At 71.7% G+C, this 21,843-nt stretch carries 17 protein-coding genes; 8 read left to right on the forward strand and 9 right to left on the reverse strand.

The window, feature by feature from the left end; all coding sequences use genetic code 11:
- From AB0C01_RS05470 to AB0C01_RS05485, 4 genes are all read left to right on the forward strand, one after another.
- Window positions 1–2,103 (forward strand): iron ABC transporter permease, encoded by a 2,103-nt coding sequence (locus AB0C01_RS05470; RefSeq protein ID WP_357239762.1) that lies wholly within the window; start codon window positions 1–3, stop codon window positions 2,101–2,103.
- Window positions 2,104–2,130: 27 nt separating this feature from the next.
- Window positions 2,131–3,036 carry a siderophore-interacting protein gene (locus AB0C01_RS05475; protein ID WP_357570324.1) on the forward strand — a complete coding sequence of 302 codons (906 nt, stop codon included), beginning with the start codon at window positions 2,131–2,133 and terminating at the stop codon, window positions 3,034–3,036.
- Between the two features lie 197 nt (window positions 3,037–3,233).
- Complete coding sequence (locus AB0C01_RS05480; RefSeq protein WP_357570325.1) at window positions 3,234–4,694, forward strand: SDR family NAD(P)-dependent oxidoreductase; 1,461 nt, start codon at window positions 3,234–3,236, stop codon at window positions 4,692–4,694.
- Window positions 4,695–4,721: 27 nt separating this feature from the next.
- Complete coding sequence (locus AB0C01_RS05485; RefSeq protein WP_357239770.1) at window positions 4,722–5,198, forward strand: heme-degrading domain-containing protein; 477 nt, start codon at window positions 4,722–4,724, stop codon at window positions 5,196–5,198.
- Between the two features lie 12 nt (window positions 5,199–5,210).
- Here the strand turns inward: AB0C01_RS05485 and AB0C01_RS05490 are convergent, their stop codons facing one another.
- Window positions 5,211–6,587 (reverse strand): FAD-dependent oxidoreductase, encoded by a 1,377-nt coding sequence (locus AB0C01_RS05490; RefSeq protein ID WP_357570326.1) that lies wholly within the window; start codon window positions 6,585–6,587, stop codon window positions 5,211–5,213.
- Window positions 6,588–6,764: 177 nt separating this feature from the next.
- On the opposite strand from AB0C01_RS05490, the gene AB0C01_RS05495 reads away from it, so the two are divergent.
- The gene (locus AB0C01_RS05495) at window positions 6,765–8,150 is read left to right on the forward strand and encodes a serine hydrolase domain-containing protein (protein WP_357239776.1); all 1,386 of its coding nucleotides are present in this window, start codon (window positions 6,765–6,767) and stop codon (window positions 8,148–8,150) included.
- A 92-nt stretch (window positions 8,151–8,242) separates the two neighbouring features.
- On the forward strand, window positions 8,243–9,571 hold the full coding sequence (locus AB0C01_RS05500) for an alpha/beta hydrolase (protein ID WP_357570327.1): 1,329 nt from the start codon (window positions 8,243–8,245) through the stop codon (window positions 9,569–9,571).
- 27 nt (window positions 9,572–9,598) lie between these two features.
- On the opposite strand, the gene AB0C01_RS05505 is transcribed toward AB0C01_RS05500, so the two are convergent.
- On the reverse strand, window positions 9,599–10,819 hold the full coding sequence (locus AB0C01_RS05505) for an MFS transporter (protein WP_357570328.1): 1,221 nt from the start codon (window positions 10,817–10,819) through the stop codon (window positions 9,599–9,601).
- A gap of 41 nt (window positions 10,820–10,860) precedes the next feature.
- Between AB0C01_RS05505 and AB0C01_RS05510 the strand changes: the two genes are divergently transcribed.
- A complete protein-coding gene (locus tag AB0C01_RS05510; protein WP_357570329.1) occupies window positions 10,861–11,955 on the forward strand; it encodes an ROK family protein in 1,095 nt (364 codons plus the stop codon).
- Between the two features lie 36 nt (window positions 11,956–11,991).
- Here the strand turns inward: AB0C01_RS05510 and AB0C01_RS05515 are convergent, their stop codons facing one another.
- Complete coding sequence (locus AB0C01_RS05515) at window positions 11,992–12,390, reverse strand: MerR family transcriptional regulator (RefSeq protein ID WP_357570330.1); 399 nt, start codon at window positions 12,388–12,390, stop codon at window positions 11,992–11,994.
- A 90-nt stretch (window positions 12,391–12,480) separates the two neighbouring features.
- On the opposite strand from AB0C01_RS05515, the gene AB0C01_RS05520 reads away from it, so the two are divergent.
- On the forward strand, window positions 12,481–12,615 hold the full coding sequence (locus AB0C01_RS05520; protein WP_357239791.1) for a hypothetical protein: 135 nt from the start codon (window positions 12,481–12,483) through the stop codon (window positions 12,613–12,615).
- Window positions 12,616–12,623: 8 nt separating this feature from the next.
- Here AB0C01_RS05520 and AB0C01_RS05525 read toward each other — a convergent pair whose 3' ends face one another.
- The 6 genes from AB0C01_RS05525 to AB0C01_RS05550 form a co-directional block, all read right to left on the reverse strand.
- Window positions 12,624–13,076 carry a hypothetical protein gene (locus AB0C01_RS05525; protein WP_357239793.1) on the reverse strand — a complete coding sequence of 151 codons (453 nt, stop codon included), beginning with the start codon at window positions 13,074–13,076 and terminating at the stop codon, window positions 12,624–12,626.
- An 85-nt stretch (window positions 13,077–13,161) separates the two neighbouring features.
- The gene (locus tag AB0C01_RS05530; RefSeq protein WP_357570331.1) at window positions 13,162–14,139 is read right to left on the reverse strand and encodes a hypothetical protein; all 978 of its coding nucleotides are present in this window, start codon (window positions 14,137–14,139) and stop codon (window positions 13,162–13,164) included.
- Between the two features lie 32 nt (window positions 14,140–14,171).
- A complete protein-coding gene (locus AB0C01_RS05535; RefSeq protein WP_357239798.1) occupies window positions 14,172–15,701 on the reverse strand; it encodes a plastocyanin/azurin family copper-binding protein in 1,530 nt (509 codons plus the stop codon).
- Window positions 15,702–15,709: 8 nt separating this feature from the next.
- The gene (locus tag AB0C01_RS05540; RefSeq protein ID WP_357570332.1) at window positions 15,710–19,657 is read right to left on the reverse strand and encodes a ThuA domain-containing protein; all 3,948 of its coding nucleotides are present in this window, start codon (window positions 19,655–19,657) and stop codon (window positions 15,710–15,712) included.
- A 23-nt stretch (window positions 19,658–19,680) separates the two neighbouring features.
- A complete protein-coding gene (locus AB0C01_RS05545) occupies window positions 19,681–20,685 on the reverse strand; it encodes a multicopper oxidase domain-containing protein (protein ID WP_357239804.1) in 1,005 nt (334 codons plus the stop codon).
- A gap of 318 nt (window positions 20,686–21,003) precedes the next feature.
- A complete protein-coding gene (locus AB0C01_RS05550) occupies window positions 21,004–21,843 on the reverse strand; it encodes an amino acid ABC transporter ATP-binding protein (RefSeq protein WP_357239807.1) in 840 nt (279 codons plus the stop codon).

A 21,843-nucleotide genomic window follows, 5' to 3' on the forward strand; every position in this document is an offset into this window, starting at 1 on the left:
GTGCTCAGCGCACCCCCACGTCCGGAGCCGGCCACCCGGCCGGCTCCGGACGGCCGCCCGGCCGCGCCCCGCGTCGCCGTCGTCTTCGTCGCCGCGACCCTGCTGCTGCTCGTGGTCGGCGCGGTGCACCTCACCCAGGGCACCTCGAACGTCGGCGCCCTGGATCTGCTGCGGCTCGCGACCGGCGCCGACGACGAGACGGCCCGCGTCCTGATCGCCGCCCGGCTGCCCCGACTGCTCGCGGGGCTGGCCATCGGCGTCGCGCTCGGCTTCGCCGGTGCCGCGTTGCAGTCGATCGCCCGCAATCCACTCGCCTCGCCCGACACCCTCGCGGTCAACGCGGGCGCACACCTGGCGATCGTGTCGGTGGCCGCGTTCGGCGTCTCGCTGCCCGCGCTGCCCGCCGGCGGCCTCGCCTTCTGCGGAGGGTTGGCCGCCGCCGGCCTGGTGATGGCGATGTCCTCCGGCGGGCAGGCCGGCACCACCCGGCTCATCCTCGCCGGCTCGGCGACGGCCCTGGCGCTCGGGTCGGTGACCACCCTGCTGCTGCTCCTCTTCGAGCAGGCCACCATCGGCCTGTTCGCGTGGGGCAACGGCTCGCTGGTGCAGAGCGACCTGACCGCGCTGACCCAACTGGCGCCGGTGATCGTCGGCGCCATCGTCGTGCTGATGCTGCTCGGGCACCGCCTCGACATCCTCGCCCTCGGCGACGACACCGCCACCGTGCTCGGGCTCGACGTGCGGCGTACCCGGCTCACCGTCATGGTCCTCGCTGTGCTGCTGTCCGCCGCGGCCGTCACCCTCACCGGTCCGGTCGGCTTCGTCGGCCTGTGCGCCCCGGTGATCGTCCGGCTGCTCGCCCCCGTGGTGCCGGGGGTGCACCGGCACCGCATCCTGCTGCCGCTGTCCGGCATCGCCGGCGTCGTCATCGTGCTCGGCTCCGACGTACTGCTGCGCGCCGTCATGGGCGGGCAGGCCGGAGTCGACATCCCCACCGGTGTCGTCACCACCCTGTTCGGCGCGGCGATCCTCATCTGGCTGGCCCGCCGGCACCGCGACGCGGGCCCCACCCACCGCCCACCCGGCGGGCACGCGGCCGTCCGCTCCGCCGCGTTCCACCGCGGCGTCGTCGCCGTCGCCGCCGTGGTGACCGTCTCCGCCGTGGCGGTCGGCATGCTGGCCGGTGACACCTGGGTGCTGCTGGGTGACGTCGTCAACTGGGTCAACGGCAGCACCGGGCCGGCGTACACCTTCGTGCTGGACCAGCGGTGGCCGCGCGTCGCCGCGGCGGTCCTGGCCGGCGCGGCGCTCGCGGTGGCCGGCACCACCGTCCAGGCGGTCTGCCGCAACCCGCTGGCCGAACCGGGCATCCTCGGCATCACCGCCGGCGCCGGCCTGGGGGCCATCTCCCTGCTCACCTTCGTGCCGCTGGCCGGGGTGTGGGCCGTCTCCGGCGTCGCCGGGCTCGGCGCGATGCTGGCGTTCGCCCTGGTCTACGGCCTGGCCTGGCGCGGCGGGCTGAGCTCCGACCGGCTGGTGCTGATCGGGTTCGGCGCCTGGCAGGGCGGGATGGCGGTCATCACCTACCTGGTCGTCGCCTTCGACCCGTGGAACACCGGGAAGGCGTTGACCTGGCTGTCCGGCTCCACCTACGGCCGGACGCCCACCCAGGTGCTGCCGGTGCTGATCGCCCTGCTGGTGCTCACCCCGGCCGTGGTCGCCGCCCGTCGCGAACTCGACCTGCTGGCGCTGGACGACGACACCCCCCGGGTGCTGGGCGTCCGGCTGGAACGTACCCGGCTGGTCGCGCTCGGCGCGGCGGCGCTGCTCACCTCCACCGCGGTCTCGGCCGTCGGGGTCATCGGCTTCGTCGGCCTGGTCGCCCCGCACGCCGCGCGGGCGCTCGTCGGCGGGCGGCACTCCCGGGTGCTCCCGGTGGCCGCCCTGCTCGGCGCGGCGCTGGTCAGCGTCGCCGACACCCTCGGCCGGACCGTCATCGCACCGGCCCAGGTCCCCGCCGGCCTGGTCACCGCCATGATCGGCGCCCCGTACTTCGTCTGGCTGCTGTGGCGCTCCCGCGCCGTGGCGAACAACCCCCGGTAGATGCCGGCCCGAGCCCGGAGAGGCACCATGACCGAGACCCTGCCCATCGCGCCCTGGCGCGTATTCACCGTCAGCGTCCGCGCGGTACGCCGACTCAGCCCGTCCTTCACCCGGGTGACCTTCACCGGGGCGGACCTCGACCGGTTCGCGGACAACGGTTACGACCAGCGGATCAAACTGGCGCTGCCGCTGCCCGGTCAGCGCCGGGCGAGCCTGCCGCACGGCGCGGACTGGTACGCCACCTGGCGGGCGCTGCCGGACCACCTGCGCAACCCGATCCGTACCTACACCGTGCGGGCGGTCCGACCGCACCTGGCCGAGGTCGACGTCGACCTGGTGCTGCACGGCGACAGTGGCCCGGCGACGCGCTGGGCTCGGCGCGCCAGCGTCGGCGACGAGATCGCCCTGGTCGGGCCGGACGCCGGCTTCGACGGAAACCACGGCGGGGTCGAGTTTCGACAGTCGACCGGCGGCGCCCTGCTGCTGGCTGGGGACGAGACCGCCGTGCCGGCGATCAGCGGCATCTGCGAGCGGCTACCCCTCGACGCCCGGGGCACTGTCGTGCTGGAGGTGCCCGACGCCGCCGACGTGTTGCCGCTGGTGACGCCCCCCGGCATCGAGATGCGCTGGCTGGCCCGGGGCACCGACGGGTACGGCAGCCGGTTGGTGCCCGCCGTCGTCGCCGCGGCCGGGGAGCTGCTGGCCCCCGACGCCTCGTCGGCCGCCCAGCCCGTGCCGGACGTGAACCTGGACACCGAGATCCTCTGGGAGGTGCCCGAGGAGGTGGCCTCGGCTCCGCTCTACGCGTGGCTGGCCGGGGAGGCGGGCGTCATCCGTCACCTGCGCCGGCACCTGGTCGCCGAGCGAGGTCTGGACCGGCGGGCGGTGGCCTTCATGGGCTACTGGCGGCTCGGCCACGTCGACGCGGACTGACCGCGCCGCGAGGCGCACCACGCCGGGCAGCGAGGCGCACCACGCCGGGCAGCGAGGCGCACCACGCCGGGCAGCGAGGCGCACCACGCCGGGCAGCCGCGAGGTGCGTCGAATGCCGCAAGGCGCGTACCGTTTCGGGTCGGACTTGGGGTGGACCGGCTGGAGCCGGCACGGGATACGGGACGAGACACAGACGCATGACGGTGGACAACATTACCGAAAACGGTCAAGAGGGCATTGACCGAAGCCGGCTGGAGGCCTGCCTCAGCGTCTTCGAGGCGTTGGAGGAGCTGCCCTCCGACCACCCGGACGTGGTGCGGGTGCAGCGCGCCACCGCCCGGCTCTACAAGGTGATCAAGCAGCGGCGGCGAGAGGAGCGGCGCGACGCCATCCTCGCCGCCGACCGCGCGGTGACGGAGGCCACCGCCACCGGCGCCCCGGGGCGGATCGACGACGAGACCCAGGGCATCCCGCTCGCGTCCTCCGCCGCGGGCGAGACGGCGGGTTTCCTGCACAACGCCCGCGGCTGCTACGTGTGCAAGCAGCGCTACCGCGAGGTGGACGCCTTCTACCACCAGCTCTGCCCGTCCTGCGCCACGCTCAACCGGGAGCGCCGCGACGCCCGTACCGACCTGACCGGCCGGCGCGCGCTGCTCACCGGCGGCCGGGCGAAGATCGGCATGTACATCGCGCTGCGGCTGCTGCGCGACGGCGCGCACACGACGGTGACCACCCGGTTCCCGCACGACGCGGTGCGCCGGTTCGCCGCCATGCCCGACAGCGGGGACTGGCTGCACCGGCTGCGCATCGTCGGCATCGACCTGCGCGACCCCGCCCAGGTGATCGCCCTCGCCGACGACGTCAGCAGCCAGGGTCCCCTCGACATCCTGATCAACAACGCGGCGCAGACCGTCCGCCGGTCCCCCGGGGCATACGCGCAGCTCATCGCCGCCGAGGCCGCGGCCCTGCCGGACGGCCCGCTGCCGGAGCTGATCACGTTCGCCAAGCCGGACGGTCCGGGCGGCCCGGTGGGCAGCCTGACCGCCGGGCCACAGTCGACGGCGCTCACCCCGCACGCGCTCACCGCGCTGGCACTCACCAGCGGCTCCGCCTCGCCGGAGCGGATCGCCGCGTCCACGGCCATCGACGCCGGGGGTCTCGTGCCCGACCTCGACTCGGTCAACAGCTGGGTCCAGCGAGTGCAGGAGGTGGACCCGGTGGAGCTGCTCGAAGTGCAACTGTGCAACGTCACCGCGCCGTTCGTGCTGGTCAGCCGCTTGCGCCCGGTGATGGCGGCCGCGTCGGCCCGGCGTAAGTACGTGGTGAACGTGTCGGCGATGGAGGGCCAGTTCGGCCGCGGCTACAAGGGGCCGGGACACCCGCACACCAACATGGCCAAGGCCGCGCTGAACATGCTGACCCGTACCAGCGCGCAGGAGATGCTGACCGACGGCATCCTGATGACGAGCGTCGACACCGGCTGGATCACCGACGAACGCCCGCACCCGACGAAGATGCGGCTGGCCGACGAGGGCTTCCACGCCCCGTTGGACCTGGTGGACGGCGCGGCCCGGGTGTACGACCCGATCGTCCGTGGCGAGCTGGGTGAGGACCTGTACGGCTGTTTCCTGAAGGACTACGCGCCCTGCGCCTGGTGACCACCCGGTGCGACGAGAAGGAGAGTCATGACAGCCGATCGTGAATCGTGGCCGACGCTCGACGAGCTGCTCCGCGAGGAGGCCGAGCTGGAGCTCGCGGGCCTGTCCGAGACCGACGCGTACGAGCTGGGGCAGCTCGCCGTCGCCGCCGCCCGGGACCAGCGGTTGCCGGTCTCGGTGGGGGTGTGGCGGGCCGGTCGCCAGCTGTTCCACTGTGGCCTGCCCGGGTCGACGGCGGACAACGACGGGTGGTTGCGCCGCAAGGGCCGGGTGGTGATGCGGTTCGAGCACTCCTCGCTCTACATGGCGCGGTTGTGTCACGACAAGCAGGTGACGCTTACCGAGAAGTTCGGTCTGCCGGCCTCCCGGTACGCGGCGGCCGGCGGTGCGGTGCCGCTGCGCGTACGCGGCACCGGCGTGGTGGGCTGGGTCGGCGTGTCCGGGCTTCCCCAGCTGGAGGACCACCGATTCGTCGTCGACATCCTGCGCAAGCTGCCCCGCTAGCGCGGCCGCTCGTCAGTGGGCACGCCGGTTGGCCCGTAGTGCGCCGAGGAGCACGCCGGGCCGGGCCAGCGTGAGTGGGTGTTCCCGCATGGAGACGACCTGGTTGAACCGTCGGGCGATCGCCACGTCGGTGACGGTCGCGGTGATGATCTGGCGGCTGGCCCAGCTGGTGATCCGGTGTCCGCGCGGGTAGGGCCCGTCGACGTGGGGCAGCGCGAGGTCGGCCGTGGTCGACGTCGACCACGCGGCGTCGACCACGACCTTCTGCAACGCGAGGTACTCCCGGGCGGGGGCGGTCAGATCCGGGCGACCGCGCAGGTACGTCGCCAGGCAGGCCGCGTGCAGGGCCGCCGCCGTCATGCCCTGCCCGTACACCGGGTTGAACGAGGCGACGGCGTCGCCCACGCTGACGAGCCCGCCCGGGAAGCGCCGCAGCGCGGAGAATTCGCGCCGTCGACTGTCGGCGTGGTGGTAGGTCTGGACGTCGCCGATCATCTCCTGGTCGGCGACGTCGCCGAACTCGGGGGGGAACTGCTCCCGCAGTCGGCGGACGAAGTCCTCTGCCGTGGCGCCGGGGCGGTTCGCACCGTAGCCGGCCATCATGGCCATCCACCGACCGTCCTCGATGGCGAAGAACGCGGCGCCGGCGACGTCCGAGGCCATCCTCGGGGTGTTCAGCGCCAGGGCGACGGTCGAGGCCGGGGCCGTCGGCGGGCGCCGGAACAGGGCCGTCGCGTAGTTGAGGTGCACGGTCATCCGCCGGGTGGCCGGCCGCTCCCAGCCGGCCTGCTCCAGCCAGGCCGACAGCTTGCTCGACCGTCCCATGGCGTCCACCACGAGGTCACCGCTCTCCACGCCGGGCACCCCGCCGACGTCGCAACGGACCCCGGTGACCACGGTGCCGTCGAACACGAGACCGGTGGCACGGGCGGTGACCGTCTTGACGTTCGGCAGTCGCAGCACCTGTTGCCGGATCAGTCCCTCCAGGAGCGGCCGGCTGCCGGCCAGGCTGTCGGCGTCGTCGGGGACGACGACCCGCAGGCGACCGTCGAGGTAGTTGCGCCGGGACGCGGGTGGCGCCTCGACGGCCCCGCGCGCCAGGGCCTCCTCGCGGAAGCCCGGAAACAGTCGCTCGAACTGGAGGGAGCCGCCGGGCAGCAGCGCGTGCAGCTGCGTCCCCTGGGGTACGCCGGGGCGCGCGCCGCTCACCTGCGGGTCGTCCCGGTCGATGATGACGACGCTGTCGGCGTAGTCGGAGAGCACGCGGGCGGCCAGCAGGCCAGCGACACTGCCGCCGACCACGACTGCCGTGCCCAGTACCGGGGACGGCTGATCCGGGGGCCGCACCGCGTTCAGCTCGGCGAAGATCCGGGCGCGGGAGAGGGGCATCGTGCTCTCCAAGGGTATGGATGGTCGGTCGGTGTGGCGCCCGCCGATCGTTGCACAACCACCGCACATTTACCGAACGTGTCTGCATGGTGACCATCTGTTGGCCGGTGGCGGGGCGTGACCGAGGTTGGAGGGCTCGGTTGGCGCACGTCGATGTCAACTGTCACGATTCCCGGCATGCCCATTGCGCGTCGTACTCTGCTCGGGGCCGGTCTGGCCGTCGCGACCTCCGCCCTCGCCGGCTGCGGTGACGACGGTCCGCCGAAGCCCGGTCCGGGCGATCCCGGCGGCGCGGTGACCGCGACGGACGCCGCCGGAAACCGGGTGGGCTTCGGCTCGGCCGGTGACACCACCGCCCCGTCCGGATCGCCGAGCGCCGCCGCGTCGCCGAGTGGCGGTGCCGTGCCAGCCGGCCAGGCCCGGTACGCGCAGGGCGTGACGGCGCTGCTCCGAAAACACCTCCCCGCCACCTCGCAGACCGTTGCGCACAAGGGCTTCCCCGGTGCGGTCGCCGTCGTCCTGGTCGATGGGAAGACGACCGTGCACACCGCCGTCGGGGAGGCGCTGCGCTACGGCGCGGGCCCGAAGCTTCTTACGGCGAGCCAGCGGGTCGCGATGCGTCCCGACTCCATCTTCGACCTCGCCTCGGTGACCAAGGTCTACACGGCCATCCTGCTGCTCCAGCAGGTCGACAAGGGCCGCGTCGACCTGGGCGCACCCGTCCGTGACTACCTGCCGGGCTTCACCGGAGCCGGCACCGAACGCGTCACCGTCGAGATGCTGCTGACCCACACCAGCGGCCTGCCGGTCGGCGCCAAGGTCACCGGCCTTGCCGACAGCGCCGCCCGCTGGAACGCCGTGCTCACCACCGGGTTGGTCTCCGGCGCCGTGCCCGGGGACACGTTCCGCTATTCCAGCGTCGGGCTCATGGTCGCCGGCCGGATCGTCGAGAAGGCCACCGGTCAGCGGCTCGACCAGGCGCTCAAGAGCAACCTCACCGGCCCCCTGGGCCTGCGCGACACCGGCTTCAACCCCAACACCTGGTTGTCCGGCACCGCGAAGGCCGATCGGCTCGTGGCCACCGACGCCCGCTCGTCGCGGGGCCTGCTCCGGGGCACCGTCCACGACGACGTCGCCAACCACCTCGGCGGCATCGCCGGCCACGCCGGCATCTTCGCGACCGCCACCGATCTCGCGGTCATCGGCCAACTGCTCCTCGACGGGGGCACCCACCAGGGCAAGCGGATCCTCGCCGCGGCGACCGTGCGCCGGATGCTCACCAACCAGAACGCCGGGAAACCCGCGGTCGACCCGGAGCGACCCAACCGGACCGCCGCGCACGGCCTCGGCGTCGTCCTCAACCAGAGCTGGTTCATGGGCCGACTCGCCTCGGCCCGGACCTTCGGCCACACCGGCTTCGCCGGCCCCTCGCTCCTGGTCGACCCCAACCGCAAACTCGTCCTCGCCCTGCTCACCAACCGCGCGCACCCCAACTGGAGTTGGGCCAATCCGGATCCGGTCCGGGCCGCGGTCGGCGACCTGCTCGCCAGAGAGGTCAGCTGACCACGGGCGGCAGGTATGGACCGCCGAACCTCACCCTGACACGATACTTGCGCTAGCAGTGCAAATACTTCGTCTCGTACGGTGGAGGACCGATGCACACGTCTCGCCGGAGATTGCTCGCCACGGTGGCCGGGGTCACGCTCGCCGCCGGTCTGTCCGTCGCCCCCGTCCCGCGTGCCGCCGAGGCCGCGCCCCCGCCGGCGTACCGTCCGGTGGTCTTCGTGCACGGCAGCGCCGGGTCGGCCGCGCAGTTCCAGTCCCAGGCCAAACGTCTGACCAGCAACGGCTACCCGATCGACATCATCGAGGCCCACGAGTACGACTCACCGAACATCGCCACGATCCTGCCCCAGGTGTACGCGGGACTCGACGCACGGATCTCCCGCCTGCTGGCCGCGACCGGCGCGGATCAGGTCGACCTGCTCGCGCACTCCCTGGGCACCTTCGTCATGCAGGGCTATCTCACCAGCTCACCGGCGCGGGCCGCCCGGGTGGCGCACTACGTGAACCTGGACGGACGCACTGCGGCGACCCCTCCCGGCGGGGTGCCCACCCTCGCGATCTGGGGTGAGGGCGATCCGGCCCGCGCCATCGTCGGCGCGACGAACGTGCACCTGCCCGACCAGTCGCACACCCAGACCGTGTCGTCGCCGGAGTCGTTCGACGAGATCTTCCGATTTCTGCGTGGTCGAGCGCCGCACACGACGCGGATCGTGCCGCAACTCTTCGGCACCGCCCGGGTGTCCGGCCGCGCGGTGCTCTTCCCGAGCAACGTGGGCGTCACGGACGCGACCCTGGAGGTCTACCCGGTCAGCCCGCTGACCGGCGGTCGACTGTCGCAGCGGCCCGCGCACCGGGTGCCGCTGAGCGGCGACGGCTCGTTCGGTCCCGTCCCGGTCCTCGCCACGGCCCGCTACGAGTTCGCGGTCGTGCGCCCGGGCGCGGCGACGCACCACTTCTACGTCCAGCCGTTCCGCCGCTCGGACTCGTTCCTGCGCCTGACGACAAGCGTGCCCGGCGAGGGCCTCAGCGCACTCGTCGAGACCAGCGACCGGCACACCGCGCTGACGATCCAGCGCCAGAAGGAGTGGTGGGGCGACCAGGGCGACGCCGGCGACCGCCTGTGGATCAACGGCAGGGATGTCCTGAACGCGGCGAACACGCCACGCGTCAAGAGGACGATCGCCATCTTCGCCTTCGACGACCACAGCGACGGCGTGACCGACCTGACTGCTCCGCTGCCGGAGTTCTTCAGCCAGACGTTCATCACCGGCGTGGACGTGTTCATCCCGGCCGCCCCGGCGCACCTCGGCCTCGTCGGGATCACCGTGGGTCAACGCGGCGGCGGTCACGCGGTGGTCAACGTGCCCAACTGGAGGTCGAGCGCCCATCGGGTGACGGTGAACGTCGACGACTTCTGAACCGCCCGCCGCGGGCGCCCGGCCACCTCAGACGGTGGCCGGGACCCGCTCGCGCGTCCGTCGGCCGACGGCGAAGCTGACCAGCCCCAGGACCAACCCGAGGACCGCGAGGACCGCGCCCACCCGGGCGGGCGCGAGGTAACCGAGCCCGGCGGCGATGGCGACGCTGCCCAGGGCGGCGCCCAGGCTGTTGGCGATGTTCATGGCCGACTGGTTGACCGCCGCACCCATCAACTGCGCACCCGGTGCGACGGTGATCAGGCGGGCCTGCAGGACCGGACCGAGGTAGAGGCTCGTCGCACCGACCAGGAACGCGCCCACGAACAGGCCGACCGGGTTTGACGCGACGAGGCTGAACGCGGTGATGCTCACGATCATCGCGACGAATCCGATGACCATGCTGCGCCGCAGGTCGCGGTCCGCGAACCACCCACCGAGGGCATTGCCGACGGTCATGCCGAGACCCACCGCGACCAGCGCCCACGGCACCGTCGCGGCAGAGAGCCCGGCGACGTCGGTGGTGACCGGTGCGATGTAGCTGTCCACCGCGAAGAACCCGGCGAACCCGACCGCGCCCGTGGCGGCGACCAGCCAGACCTGCGAGGTGCGCAGCGACCGCAACTCGGCGGCCGGCGAGCCGTCGACCGCCGCGGCGACCTCCGGGACGACCGCCAGCACCGCCAGCAGGGTGAGGACGAAGACACCGGCGATGACCAGGTACGCGACGCGCCAGCTGGTCGCCTGCCCGAGCCGCGTGATGAGGGGTACGCCGACCACGTTGCTCACGGTCAGGCCGCTGAGCACGGTGGCGAAGCCCCGGGCCTCGTTACCGGGGCCCATCAGTGACGCGGCGAGCAGGCCGGCCGCGCCGAAGTACGCACCGTGCGGAAGCGCCGCTGCGAACCGCGCCACCAGCACCAGGTCGAAGGTGGGGGCGAGCGCGGAACCGACAGTGCCGACGGCGAAGAGGACGAGCAGCCCGAGCACGAGCTTCTTGCGGGGCAGGCGTGCGCTGAGCGCGGCGATCAGGGGCGCGCCCACGACCACGCCGAGCGCGTACGCGGTGATCATCCAACCCGCTCGGGCGACCGCCCCGGATGACGACTGGGCGTACTCCCGCGAGAGCAGACCGCGCGCGATGTCGGGCAGCAGGCCCATCGCCACGAACTCGGTCAGGCCGATCGCGACGCCACCCAGTGCCAGGGCGACAAGCGCCGCCATCCGTCGACCTCTGCTCAACTCGATCACCGAGAAAATTTAGCAACAGCGTTGCGTAATAGGGTGTCGAGATGACTCGCATCACTGCGGACGTCAGGTTCCTGCGCGGCTACAACCAGGCACTGGTGCTGGGCGTGGGTCGCACCGCGCGACGCTTCGAGCGCTCGACGGTGGTCCAGGCCACCGGCCTGACCCCCCAGGCGGTCTCCAAGGTGATCGCCCGCCTCGGCGCCGACGGCCTGATCCGTCCCACCGGTGCCCGCCGGCCGGGCGTCGGCAAGCCCGCCGTCGTCTACGAACTCGTGCCCGACAGCCGGTACGCGATCGGCGCCCACGTCGCCCGGCGCACACTGCGGCTGGTCCTGGTCGACCTCGCCGGCACCGTGCGCCGCTCGGCGGTCAGCCCGCTGCCCGGCGACTTCAACCCGCCGCACCTGCTCGACGCCCTGCGCTCCGGCATCGACACGATGATCGGCAGCACCGACGTCCGGAACCGACTCACCGGCGTGGGCATCGGCATGATCGGCCCACTGGACCACGCCCACGGCCTGGTCCGCGGCGCCCACGGTTTGCGGCACTGGCACGACGTACCGCTGCGCGAGATCGCCGAGAAGCACCTGGACCTACCCGTCCACCTCGACAAGGACGTCACCGCGGGGATCACGGCCGAAGCCTGGCGACACGGCGCGACGTTCGGCGACGCGGCGCTCATCATGATCGAGTCTGGGATCGGCGGGGGCTTGTGGCTGGGCGGCGCGGCCCACCGGGGCGCGCACACCAACGCGGGAGAGTTCGGCCACACCGTTGTCGACCTGGACGGTCCCCGCTGCGTCTGCGGCCGGCGCGGCTGCCTGGAGATCGTGCACCGCCACGCCACCGAGGCCGGCGACCTGGCACGTGCCGCCCGCGTCGTGGCGGTGGGCGTCGTCAACCTGCTCCAGACCCTCGACCTCGCCCACGTGGTGCTGGCGGGCGCGGATCTCCTCCGGCACCCGGAGACCTATCTCGCGGCCGTCACCGAGGCCGTCCAGGCGGACGCGCGACGCGTGGACTGGCTCCGGACCCGGGTGAGCCTGTCCGGTCTCGGCGCGGACGCCATCGCCGCGGGCGCCGCCATGCAGGTCCTCGACCAGCACTACGGCATCCCCGAGCTGGCCCAGACCTGAGCGTGCCGACGGCACCCCGCGACTGCTGCCGGTTACTCAGTGGTGCACCGTCGCGGACACGAGGGCGTCGACCTCCGTCCGGGTGCAGCCACTCGCCGGGCTCTCGCTGAGGGTGATGACCGCCTCGAGCCGGTCCCTGGCCTGCCGGAGCTGGGCGATCTGCTGATCGATGCGGTCGCGTTCGGCGCGCAGCATGGCCCGGGACTCCGGGGTGTTGACGTTCGCGTCGACGCAGGGCAGCAGGTCCAGGATGGTACGGCTGGCGAGGCCGGCGGCGTACAGCGTCTGGATCAGGTGGACCCGGTCGACCGCGCTGTGCGGGTAGTGGCGCTGCCCGCCGCTGCTGCGAGCGGCCGTCAGGAGCCCCTGCTCCTCGTAGTAGCGCAGGGCCCGCACGGACACCCCGGTCTGCGCGGCCAGCTCACCGATGCGCACGGCCCCTCCCCCCGGTCGGTGACACCCGCCACACAACCTTGTCTCTCACGTCAGCGTCAGGTTTGAGCGTAGCTCGCGTACGGCTCGTCGGTGAACCTGCCAGGAGGCAACCGATCACGCAGGGCACCGGTTCGGATCGACGTCCTCGCCGACGAGTGGAGCGCGTACGTCAAGGCGTCCCTGGCCAACGACCCGAGCGAGTTCTACCAGCCGACCGGGCGGTAGCGGCGACGTCACTGGCAGACGACCCACTTGTCGTCCTCCTCGACCAGCGCCATGTTCTGCGTGAACCGCGCGCCCGTGGCCTCCTGGACCACCTCGACGGTGGCTGTCGCGGTGACCCGGCCGTTGTAGTTGTTGACGACCAGGCCGGTGATCTCGTAACTGCTGAACCGCAGTTGCGCAGCCTGGATCCGGGCGAAATCCTCCTGCGTCAGGTTCTTGCGCACCTTGGCGCACAGCCGCCCGTACGCGGCCGGGTAGTTGCCCGCCTGCATGTCGTCCGCGTACGCCGTGGCGGCGGCCCGGGCCGGTTCGACGTTGTCCCGGACGCCGCGGTAGATCCAGAAGCCGGCGCAGACGCCCACCACGCAGCACACCGACAGCAACGCGGCGACGACGATCAGGACCGTCCGAGCTGTGCGGTTGGGCTTCGGGCTGGGCACCATCATCGGCTCGTACGCCATGACCGGAGGGTAGACAGGCACAGCAAGCCCGTACCCTCCGCTGCCGGGCCGGACGCCGAGGGCGTCCGGCCCGGCGCGAAATCCGCTACAGGCGGGCGGTGCCGGCCGCGGTGGCCTCCTGAACCGCCGAGGTACGACGCAGCTCGGCCCGCTCGTCGCCCGCCTCATCGCGGTCCGGAACTGCCACCCGGGCCGCCCGGTTGGTGCCCGCCGCCGCCTGGTCACCGGTCACGCCGCCGCGGATCCGGTTGTTCGCGGCCACCTGGGCGGCCGGGTCGTTGCCCGTCACCGTCAACTGACCGTTGATGATGTTGTCGTCGACGGTGACACCGCCGGTGGTGCTGGTGACGCTGACGTCCGTGCCCCAGTAGCCGCCGGACGCGCAACTGTCGAGGGTGCCGTTCGGGCCGAGCTGCACACCACCCAGGTTGCCGGCGAAGGTGGCCCGACCGCGCACCGCGCTGCCGCACACCACACTGCCGGTGGCGCTGTTCAGCACCGAGAGGGTGCCGTCGACGAACGAGTCGTGCACGTCGGTGTAGTAGGTGCCGATGCTGCTGACGTTGCGCTGCACCTGCGTGCCCCGGTCGAGCCGGACCTCACCCGCGCCGGCGGTGACCGTCCCGACGATCGTCGACTCCTCCACGAACAGGAAGCTGTCGACGGTCGCGGTGCCCTTCGGCCGCACCGTCACGTTGCCGCTGCTGGCATCCTTGAGGAAGACGCCGTACCCGCCGGCGGCCAACACCACCTGGCCGTCGATCGTCGTCGCGGTGGCGTCGAGGTAGCCGTCCGCGGCGACGCGTACCTCACCGCTGACCCGGCCGCCGGCAACCACCAGGTTGGCGCCGGCCGCGACGGTGACGTTGCCGGTGATCGTGGTGCCGGTCAGGGCGCAGGACTCGCCGGCCGGCACGAGCAGGTCGTTGGGCACGGTCACGGCACCGCCGGTGCCGATGCAGTGGGTGACCAGGTCGGCGTGTGCGGTGGGCGCCACCGCCAGCACCGAGGCGGCGATGACGGCGCTCACGGTGGCCAGCTTGGCGACGGTACGTCCGGGCATCGTTGTACTCCCTGTCGATGAGATTCGAGGACTCATGCGCCGACGTCCGATCGGGCCGCGGCCCGGACGATGGCGCCCTGCTGTCGCCGGTTGAGCGTGCCGCCGGTCACGAGCGCGGTGGTGACCGCTTCGACGTGCCGGACGAAGTCGGCGTGACCGGGGTAGTCGGCGTGTTCGTCGATCAGATCGTTGATGGTGCAGCCGTCGCCGGTGTCGACGTTCGCCACTCCGGTGTCGTCACCGTCGATGATCACGGTGGCCCGGGTGTCCGAGGCGGGACAGCCGTCGCTGCCGTCGGCCACCACCGTGAACGTGGTGGACTGCTCGGCGGCGGCGTTCCCCGCGGTGTCGGTCGCCCGGTACCGCAGGGTGTGCGCGCCGACGGTCCGGACGACGACCGGGCTGCCGTACGCGGTCCAGCCACCGCCGTCGAGGGCGTACTCGATCGACGCCACCCCCGAGCCGTCATCGGTGGCGGTGACGGTGACTGTCGCGCCGCCGACGTACGCGCCGTCGTCGTTCCGGTCACCGGCCACCGTGGCGGCGACAGTGGGTGGGGTGGTGTCCTCGGCCTGCGGCTCCACGACGGTGAAGTGGGCCATCTGCTCGGCCGACGTGTTCCCCGCGACGTCGGTCGCCCGGTAGTGCAGCATGTGCATGCCCACCGTGGTCACGACGACCGGAGCCGTGTACGCGGTGAAGGCTCCGCCGTCCAGCGCGTACTCGATGGTGGCGACACCGGACCCGGCATCGGTGGCGGTCAGCGTGACGGTGGCCGTACCGAGGTAGTTGCCGTCGCCGTCCTGCTCGCCGGCCGGCGCGGCCGTGACCACCGGCGCGGTGGTGTCCTCCTCGGTCGGCTCGACGATGCGGAACGACACCGAGCCGACCGCGCTGGTGTTGCCGGCCTGGTCGGTGGCCCGGAACTGCACCGAGTGGTCGCCGACCGCGGTCACCGGCACCGGTTGGGTGTACGGCTGGAAGCTGGTGTCGTCGACCTGGTACTCGATGGTGTCCACACCGGAGTCGGTGTCGGTGGCCGTGACGGTCACCGTGGCCGCGCCGAGGTAGTTGCCGTCGGCGTCGCGGTCGCCCGAGACGACGGCGTCGACGGTCGGCGCCGTGGTGTCGCCGCCGCCTCCGCCGTCGGTGACGACGAGTTCGCCGACCATCTGGCTGTGGCCCGGGATCGCGCAGAAGTAGCGGTACCGGCCCGGCGTCAGGTTCACCGTCGCCTGGTGGCGGCCATCGTTGGCGTCGAACGGGTTGGCCAGGATGTTGAGCGTGACGTCGTGGTTGTAGCCCTCGGTGCTGGTGTCGAAGGTCAGCGTGTGCGGCATCCCGGTGGTGTTGCCGGTGGCCGCGCTGTTCTCCCAGATGATTGTTGTCGCGCCGGCCACCGCCTGGGCGGGGACGGACTTGTAGCGGGTGGTGTTGTCGTCGGCGGTCCAGGTCAACACCTGGTCCGCGGCGACACGCGGGGCGGCGCTGGCGGGCGGCGCGGCAAACGGGATCACCGTGAGCAGGAGCGCCGACAGCGCGGCCGTGAGTCGTCGGGTCATCGTTTCTCCTAGAGTTCCCGCGCGCGGATGTTGCGGAACTCGGCCAGGTCGTTGTCACCGTGGTTCTGCAGACCGATGAAGCCGCGCAGGAACTGCCGCAGATCGGTCGGCGGATCGCCGGCACGGGAGGACTGCTTGCCCGGCGTGTTGTCGAACTCGTTGATCACCACGCCGTTGCGGATCATCGTGTAGTGCTGGCCGACCACGCGGATCTCGTAGTCGTTCCACACGTTCTTCGGGGTGACGCCGGCCTGGGCGAGCGGCACCGAGTCGAAGTTGTAGACCGAACCGGTCTTCTGCGGCTCACCGGTCTCCCCGTCGTAGATCTGGATCTCGTGTCCGCAGTAGATCGCCATCCAGGCCGGCGAGGTCCGGGCCGACCCGACCGTGCCGCAACTGTCCGGTGGCCGCTGGTCGAGAGGGGTTCGCAGGTCCGGGAACCGGACGAAGACTCCGGTGTTGGCCCGTCCGGTGCCCGGCGCGATGTCCCGGAACTGCAGCTTCAGCGAGAAGTCGCCCAGCTCCTTGGTGTGCCAGAGCATGCCCAGGCCGCCACTGGAGCGCAGCGACCCGTCCGGCTGGATGCTGAACGATCCCGTCGGGGCCTGCTGCCAGCCGCGCAGCGACTCGGCGGTGCCGTCGAAGAGCGGCTCGTACCCGGTGTGTCCGGTGCGCCCGATCTCGGACGCGGCGGCCAGCCGGGTCAGCGTGCCGCTCTCGCGGGCGTTGAGCAGACCGTCGTCCTGCAGCGCACGGGTCACCGTGGTCACGTGGCGCACGAAACTGTTGTGGTCGGCCCAGGTGCTCTCGTCGTCGATCAGGTCGTTGACCGTGCAGCCCTGCCCGACCGTGCGGCTGGGCACCCCGGTGTCCGTGTCGCCGAGCCACACGTTCTGCCGGTCGTCCGGCACCGCGCAGCCCACCGTGACAGTGGTCTGCACCGTCGCCTTCTCGCCGTCGGCGTACGTGACGGTGAGCTTCGCGGTGTAGGTGCCGACCTTGGCGTACGTGTGCCGGGGGTTCACCTCGGTGGACGTGGCGCCGTCGCCGAACTCCCACCGGTGGCTGACGCCGCCGGAGCGCGCGCCGTCGAAGGCGATGGTCAGGGGCTTGTTCTGTACGGCCACCGAGGTCGCCGCCGGTGCCGGGGTGGGCGCGCCGCCGGCGTAGGTGATCCGGATCAGCTTCTGGTTGGGGTGCAGGCTGAAGAACCCGCCTCCGTAGTCCAGCAGGTAGAGCGCGCCGTCCGGGCCGAACTTGGCGTCCATCCAGCTCTGCAGCCGGGTGTCGCCGTTACCGCTCGGGATGATGGCGCGCAGCGTCTCGGCGTAGACCGGTGGCGTGGCCGTCGGTACGCCGGCCGGGTCGACGGTCACCGCGACCCGGTTGGCGGCGTTCGACTGGTCGCCGATGAACCACTTCTCGTCCCAGTACGCCGGCCACGCCACGGTGCTGTTCGGGTCGACCCGGTCGCGGTGGTAGGTCGGGCCGGACATGATGGCCTGCCCGCCGCCGCGCAGGTACGGCTGCGTGTAGGTGGCGTCGGCCGCCACGTAGGTGGGCAGGTCGCTGCCGTCGGTGCGCTTCGGGAAGACCGGGCCGCCGCCGTCCGGCGAATACCAGATCATGTTGTCCCGGGCCGCCGGGATGTCCACCAGGCCGGTGTTACGCGGGGACTCGTTCTTCAGGTTGTCGCAGTCGTACCAGCCGGTCAGCACGCTCGCGTCGGTGCTGCTGCGGTCCCGGTACGGCTGTCGGTTGCCCATGCAGTAGGGCCATCCCTGGTTGCCGGCCGAGGTGATGATGGTGGCGGTCTCGTACTTGGCCGGGCCGAGTGTGGGGCTGGGCGACGAGGCGTCCGGGCCGACCCAGCCGGCGGTCAGCCACTGGTGCTCCGGGTCGATCTGCAGGCGGGCGATGTTGCGCACGCCCATCACGTAGATCTCCGGGCGGGTCTTCTCGGTGCCCGGCGGGAAGAGGTTGCCCTCCGGGATGGTGTACGTGCCGTCGGCCTCCGGGTGGATCCGGATGATCTTGCCAGCGAGGTCGTTGGTGTTGCCCGAGGTACGGCGGGCGTCCTGGAAGGAGATGCCCTGGTACTCCTGGGTCCAGTTGTTGCCGGAGTAGCCCTGGGATCCCTCGGAGGAGTTGTTGTCGCCGGAGCCGACGTAGAGGTTGCCCTTCGCGTCGAACGCCATCCCGCCGCCGGCGTGGCAGCAGCTGTGGATCTGCACGGGGAACTGCAACAGGTCCTTGCGGGTCGCCTGGTCGATGGTCTGCGCCTGCCGGTCGTAGGTGAACCGGGAGACGATCCGCTGCCCGACCCGCTTGACCCGGTCGATCGACTCGTGCGGCATCCAGTAGACGTAGAGCCAGCCGTTCTCGGCGAACGCGGGGTCGGGCACGATGCCGAGCAGGCCCTCCTCGTTCTTCACCAGCTCGGAGCCGCTGCCCCGGTTGCCCATCACCTCCAGGGTGGTGAGCAGCTTGGCCTGCTTGGTCCGCGGGTCCCAGGAGTGGATGGTGCCGCAGCCCAGGCCGACCTTCGGGTCGTTCCAGTCCGCGATCGGTCCGCTCGGGCACGCCGCCTTGCCGACGTAGAAGACCGTGCCGTCCGGCGCGATGGTGAGCCCGTGCGGCTCGCCGATCTGGTCCAGCTGCCCGGTCTGGTTGGCCGCGGTGAGTCGCTCCACCTTGTAGTTCGCGGCGATGGTGGCCTGGCAGTCGCCGCGTACGCGGCCGGTGGTCCAGTTGAGCGCCCCGGCGAGGTGGGCGCGGAACGCCTCCTCACCGTAGCTGCCCTCGGTGTGGCCCATGCCGGTGTAGAACGACCGGCCACCGTCGTAGTCCCGGCACCAGGACACCGGGTGGAAGGCGCCGTTGGCGGCCGGCCCCGGGTTGTAGTGCCGCTCCTCGACCTGGGCGAGCGTGTGCACCGTGCCGATCGGGTTCGGGTCCCAGTTCTCCCAGCGGTCGGAGCGGGTGACGGTCAACGGCAGTGACGCCGTGGCCGGGTGTTTCCGGTCCAGGATGTCGACCACCGCGCGGTTCACCGCGGGCGGCTCGGGCGTGCTGGTGCTGCCGGTGAACAGGCGCAGATCGGCGAGCTGGATCAGCGGCTCACCGCTGTTCGCGGTGATGTTCAACCGGTAGCGGCTGAACTCCTGCGGCGTGGCGATGTCGAACCGGCGGGTCTGCAACCGGTCCCCGAAGGTCTGCCCGGTGCGTCGGTCCAGATCGGACCAGTTCTGCCCGTCGGTGGAACCCTGCAGGGTCCAGTCCTTCGGGTCCCGCCCGACGAAGTCGTTGGCCGACGTCAACGCGTACCCGGTGATCCGCTTGGGCGCGGCCAGTTGGTACGCCACCCAGGCCGTCGGGGTGCGGACCAGCCACTTGGTGTTGGCGTCGCCGTCGGTCAGCTTCTCCTTGGTCTCGGTCGGCGGGTTCTCGCCGCTGGCGGTCACCGCCGCCACCGGCTCGGCCGCCGGAATGGCGCCCGCCGGGCGGGTGCCGATCAGGCCGGTGAACCAGGCCGAGTCGACCTGGGCGCGGGCGGCGTCGGCGATGCCGACGAACCCGCCGCCGGCCTTCAGGTAGCCCTGTAGCGCCGACTCCTGGTCGCGGTTGAGCGCGGCGCCCGTCGCGGAGAGAAAGACCACGCTGCGGTACGCCGACAGCCCGGCCGCGGTGAAGACACCGGGATCCGTGGTGGCCGTGACATCGATGTCATGACCGGCACCAAGCTGTTTGATGGTGTCGACCGCGCGCGCCACCGGGTCCTGCTGCTCGGCCGCCGGGCCATGGAACACGAGGACCGCTGTCTGCTGCGCCGCCTGCGGGGCGGCTGCCGGTCGTGGCGCGGCCGCCGCTCCCGGTGCGGCTGCCGCCGTCGATGCCGGGATCAGTGCCGTGAAGGCCGCTATCGCGGCAAGGACTCGTCGTGGTTGTCTGGTCATCCCCGTCCCCACTTTCGGTTGGGTCAGCTTCCGTGCGTGTGGGTGTGGCCCTGGAACCGGTGGATCGCCTCCTCGGCGCCCGGCGGCATGCTGCCGTCGGCGTTGCGCACCAGGAAGATCCCGGCCATGCCGCCGTCCGAGTGGTTCTGCACGTGGCAGTGGTACATCCACGCCCCCGGTCCGACTCCCTCCCCCGCCAGCACCTGGAAGCCGAACGAACTGCCCGGATTGAGGTCCTTGTTGTCGATGACCAGGCTCGGGTCGGCCGGCCCCTCCAGCATTCCGGTGCGGTTGTCCGCCCAGCGGTGGGCATGCAGGTGGAAGGTGTGGAACAGGTTGCCGTGCCCGATGGCGATCCACTCCACCCGCTGGCCCAGGTTCGCCTCGAACATGGGCGTCTCCGGTGCCATCCGGTTGTTGATCGACATGTCGTGGAACACGACGGTGAACTGCTTCTCCGGCAGGATGTCGCCCCGCCGGCGGACGATGAGCGCGCCGTACAGCCCCTTGGCCACGCCTGCGGTGCCGTGGTCGGTGCCCATGGCGTGGTCGTGGTAGTGCCAGTAGCCGGCGCTGCCCGGCATGAACCGCCGGCCCGCCGCGGCGACCATCTCCCGCGAGCGCCAGACGTACGTCCGCGTCTCGCCCGGGTTGTTGAACGAGGCGTTCAACGGGCTGCCGTCCGACTCGGTGCTGTAGTCCACCCCGTGCGGGTGGATGGAGAGCCGCTGGTTCGTGGTGTTGACCAGGGTGATCTCCAGGGTGTCACCCTCGTACATCTCCAGGAGCGGACCTGGCACGGTGGCCTGGCCGGGCGCCAGGCCGTAGCCGAACAGGCCGCCGGGCAACTGCTCGGCGTAGATGGTGACCTTCTTCGTGACACCAGCGGCGGCCCGTGCGGGGCTGGGGCCGAACGCGGTGCCGATCGCGGGGGCGGCTGCCCCCAGCGCACCGGCGGCGAGCGCCCCGGTGGCGATCAGGGATCTGCGGGACAGATGACGTTGGGAGCCAACGGCATGGTCGTCCATGGGTCTCCGTTCCCGACCGGGCGAAGACGCGACGAGGACAGGGTGCAACGACCGCCGAGCACGGGGGCGGCAGCACGACTGAGGTGAGGCTCGTCGCGGACTTTGCTCGGAAGACTCAGAGCTTTCGGTGGATGTCTGCAACTTATGTAGTCCATCGACGAAAGTCCAGGTCTGGTTGCAAAAAGATTACCTTGACATTACGACGTCTTTCGATTGACATGATCCTGACCTGCCGTCGCCCATCCGACGGCGCACAGAACGACGCCGGGCCGCCTCAGCGATGAGGCGGCCCGGCGGACAGACGTACGGGAGGGATCGTCAGAGCTGACGGCGGTCGTCCGCCGGCAGGCCCGACGCCTGCGGCGGCTCCGGCGCCTGGTCGGGCTGACCGAGCTGCGCGACACGGGTCGGATCGAGGACCCGGGAGAGGAACGCACGGGTCCGCTCGTGCTTCGGGTTGCCGAGCACCTCCTGCGGCGGCCCCTGCTCGACCACCACGCCCCCGTCCATGAACACGACCCGGTCGGCGACGTCGCGGGCGAACGCCATCTCGTGCGTCACCACCATCATCGTCATGCCGTCCTCGGCCAGCTTGCGCATGACGGTGAGCACGTCGCCGACCAACTCCGGGTCGAGCGCGGAGGTCGGCTCGTCGAAGAGCATCAGCTTCGGTTCCATCGACAGCGACCGGGCGATCGCCGCCCGCTGCTGCTGTCCGCCGGAGAGTTGCGCCGGGAACGCGTCGGCCTTGTCGGTCAGCCCGACGCGGTCCAGGTTGGCCCGGGCGACGCGCTCCGCCTCGGCCCGGCCGCGCCGCAGCACCCGCCGCTGGGCGATGGTGAGGTTGTTCAGCACGGTCAGGTGCGGGAACAGGTTGAACGCCTGGAAGACCATGCCGATGCCGCGGCGCACCGCGTCGACCTCGACGTCCGGATCGGTCATCTCGACCCCGTTGACCCAGATCCGGCCGGCCGTGGGCTCCTCCAACAGGTCGACGCAGCGCAGCAGCGTCGACTTACCGGACCCGGACGGCCCGATCACGCAGACCACCTCGCCCTGGCCGACCTCGAAGTCGATGCCCTTGAGCACCTCGAGGGACCCGAAGGACTTGTGCAGGTCGCGGATCTCGACGGCCGGGCGGGGAGCAGTGCTCGTCAT

Origin of the sequence: Micromonospora sp. NPDC048905 (genome assembly GCF_040649655.1) — a bacterium.
Lineage (GTDB): Bacteria > Actinomycetota > Actinomycetes > Mycobacteriales > Micromonosporaceae > Micromonospora.

What these genes read in the sequence shown, in the direction of transcription:
- AB0C01_RS05495 (WP_357239776.1), top strand. Translation starts at nt 6,765, where the DNA reads ATGCCCATTGCGCGTCGTACTCTGCTCGGGGCCGGTCTGGCCGTCGCG.
- AB0C01_RS05490 (WP_357570326.1), bottom strand. Translation starts at nt 6,587, where the DNA reads ATGCCCCTCTCCCGCGCCCGGATCTTCGCCGAGCTGAACGCGGTGCGG.
- AB0C01_RS05510 (WP_357570329.1), top strand. Translation starts at nt 10,861, where the DNA reads ATGACTCGCATCACTGCGGACGTCAGGTTCCTGCGCGGCTACAACCAG.
- AB0C01_RS05485 (WP_357239770.1), top strand. Translation starts at nt 4,722, where the DNA reads ATGACAGCCGATCGTGAATCGTGGCCGACGCTCGACGAGCTGCTCCGC.
- AB0C01_RS05480 (WP_357570325.1), top strand. Translation starts at nt 3,234, where the DNA reads ATGACGGTGGACAACATTACCGAAAACGGTCAAGAGGGCATTGACCGA.
- AB0C01_RS05540 (WP_357570332.1), bottom strand. Translation starts at nt 19,657, where the DNA reads ATGACCAGACAACCACGACGAGTCCTTGCCGCGATAGCGGCCTTCACG.
- AB0C01_RS05530 (WP_357570331.1), bottom strand. Translation starts at nt 14,139, where the DNA reads ATGCCCGGACGTACCGTCGCCAAGCTGGCCACCGTGAGCGCCGTCATC.
- AB0C01_RS05535 (WP_357239798.1), bottom strand. Translation starts at nt 15,701, where the DNA reads ATGACCCGACGACTCACGGCCGCGCTGTCGGCGCTCCTGCTCACGGTG.
- AB0C01_RS05525 (WP_357239793.1), bottom strand. Translation starts at nt 13,076, where the DNA reads ATGGCGTACGAGCCGATGATGGTGCCCAGCCCGAAGCCCAACCGCACA.
- AB0C01_RS05545 (WP_357239804.1), bottom strand. Translation starts at nt 20,685, where the DNA reads ATGGACGACCATGCCGTTGGCTCCCAACGTCATCTGTCCCGCAGATCC.
- AB0C01_RS05550 (WP_357239807.1), bottom strand. Translation starts at nt 21,843, where the DNA reads ATGACGAGCACTGCTCCCCGCCCGGCCGTCGAGATCCGCGACCTGCAC.
- AB0C01_RS05475 (WP_357570324.1), top strand. Translation starts at nt 2,131, where the DNA reads ATGACCGAGACCCTGCCCATCGCGCCCTGGCGCGTATTCACCGTCAGC.
- AB0C01_RS05500 (WP_357570327.1), top strand. Translation starts at nt 8,243, where the DNA reads ATGCACACGTCTCGCCGGAGATTGCTCGCCACGGTGGCCGGGGTCACG.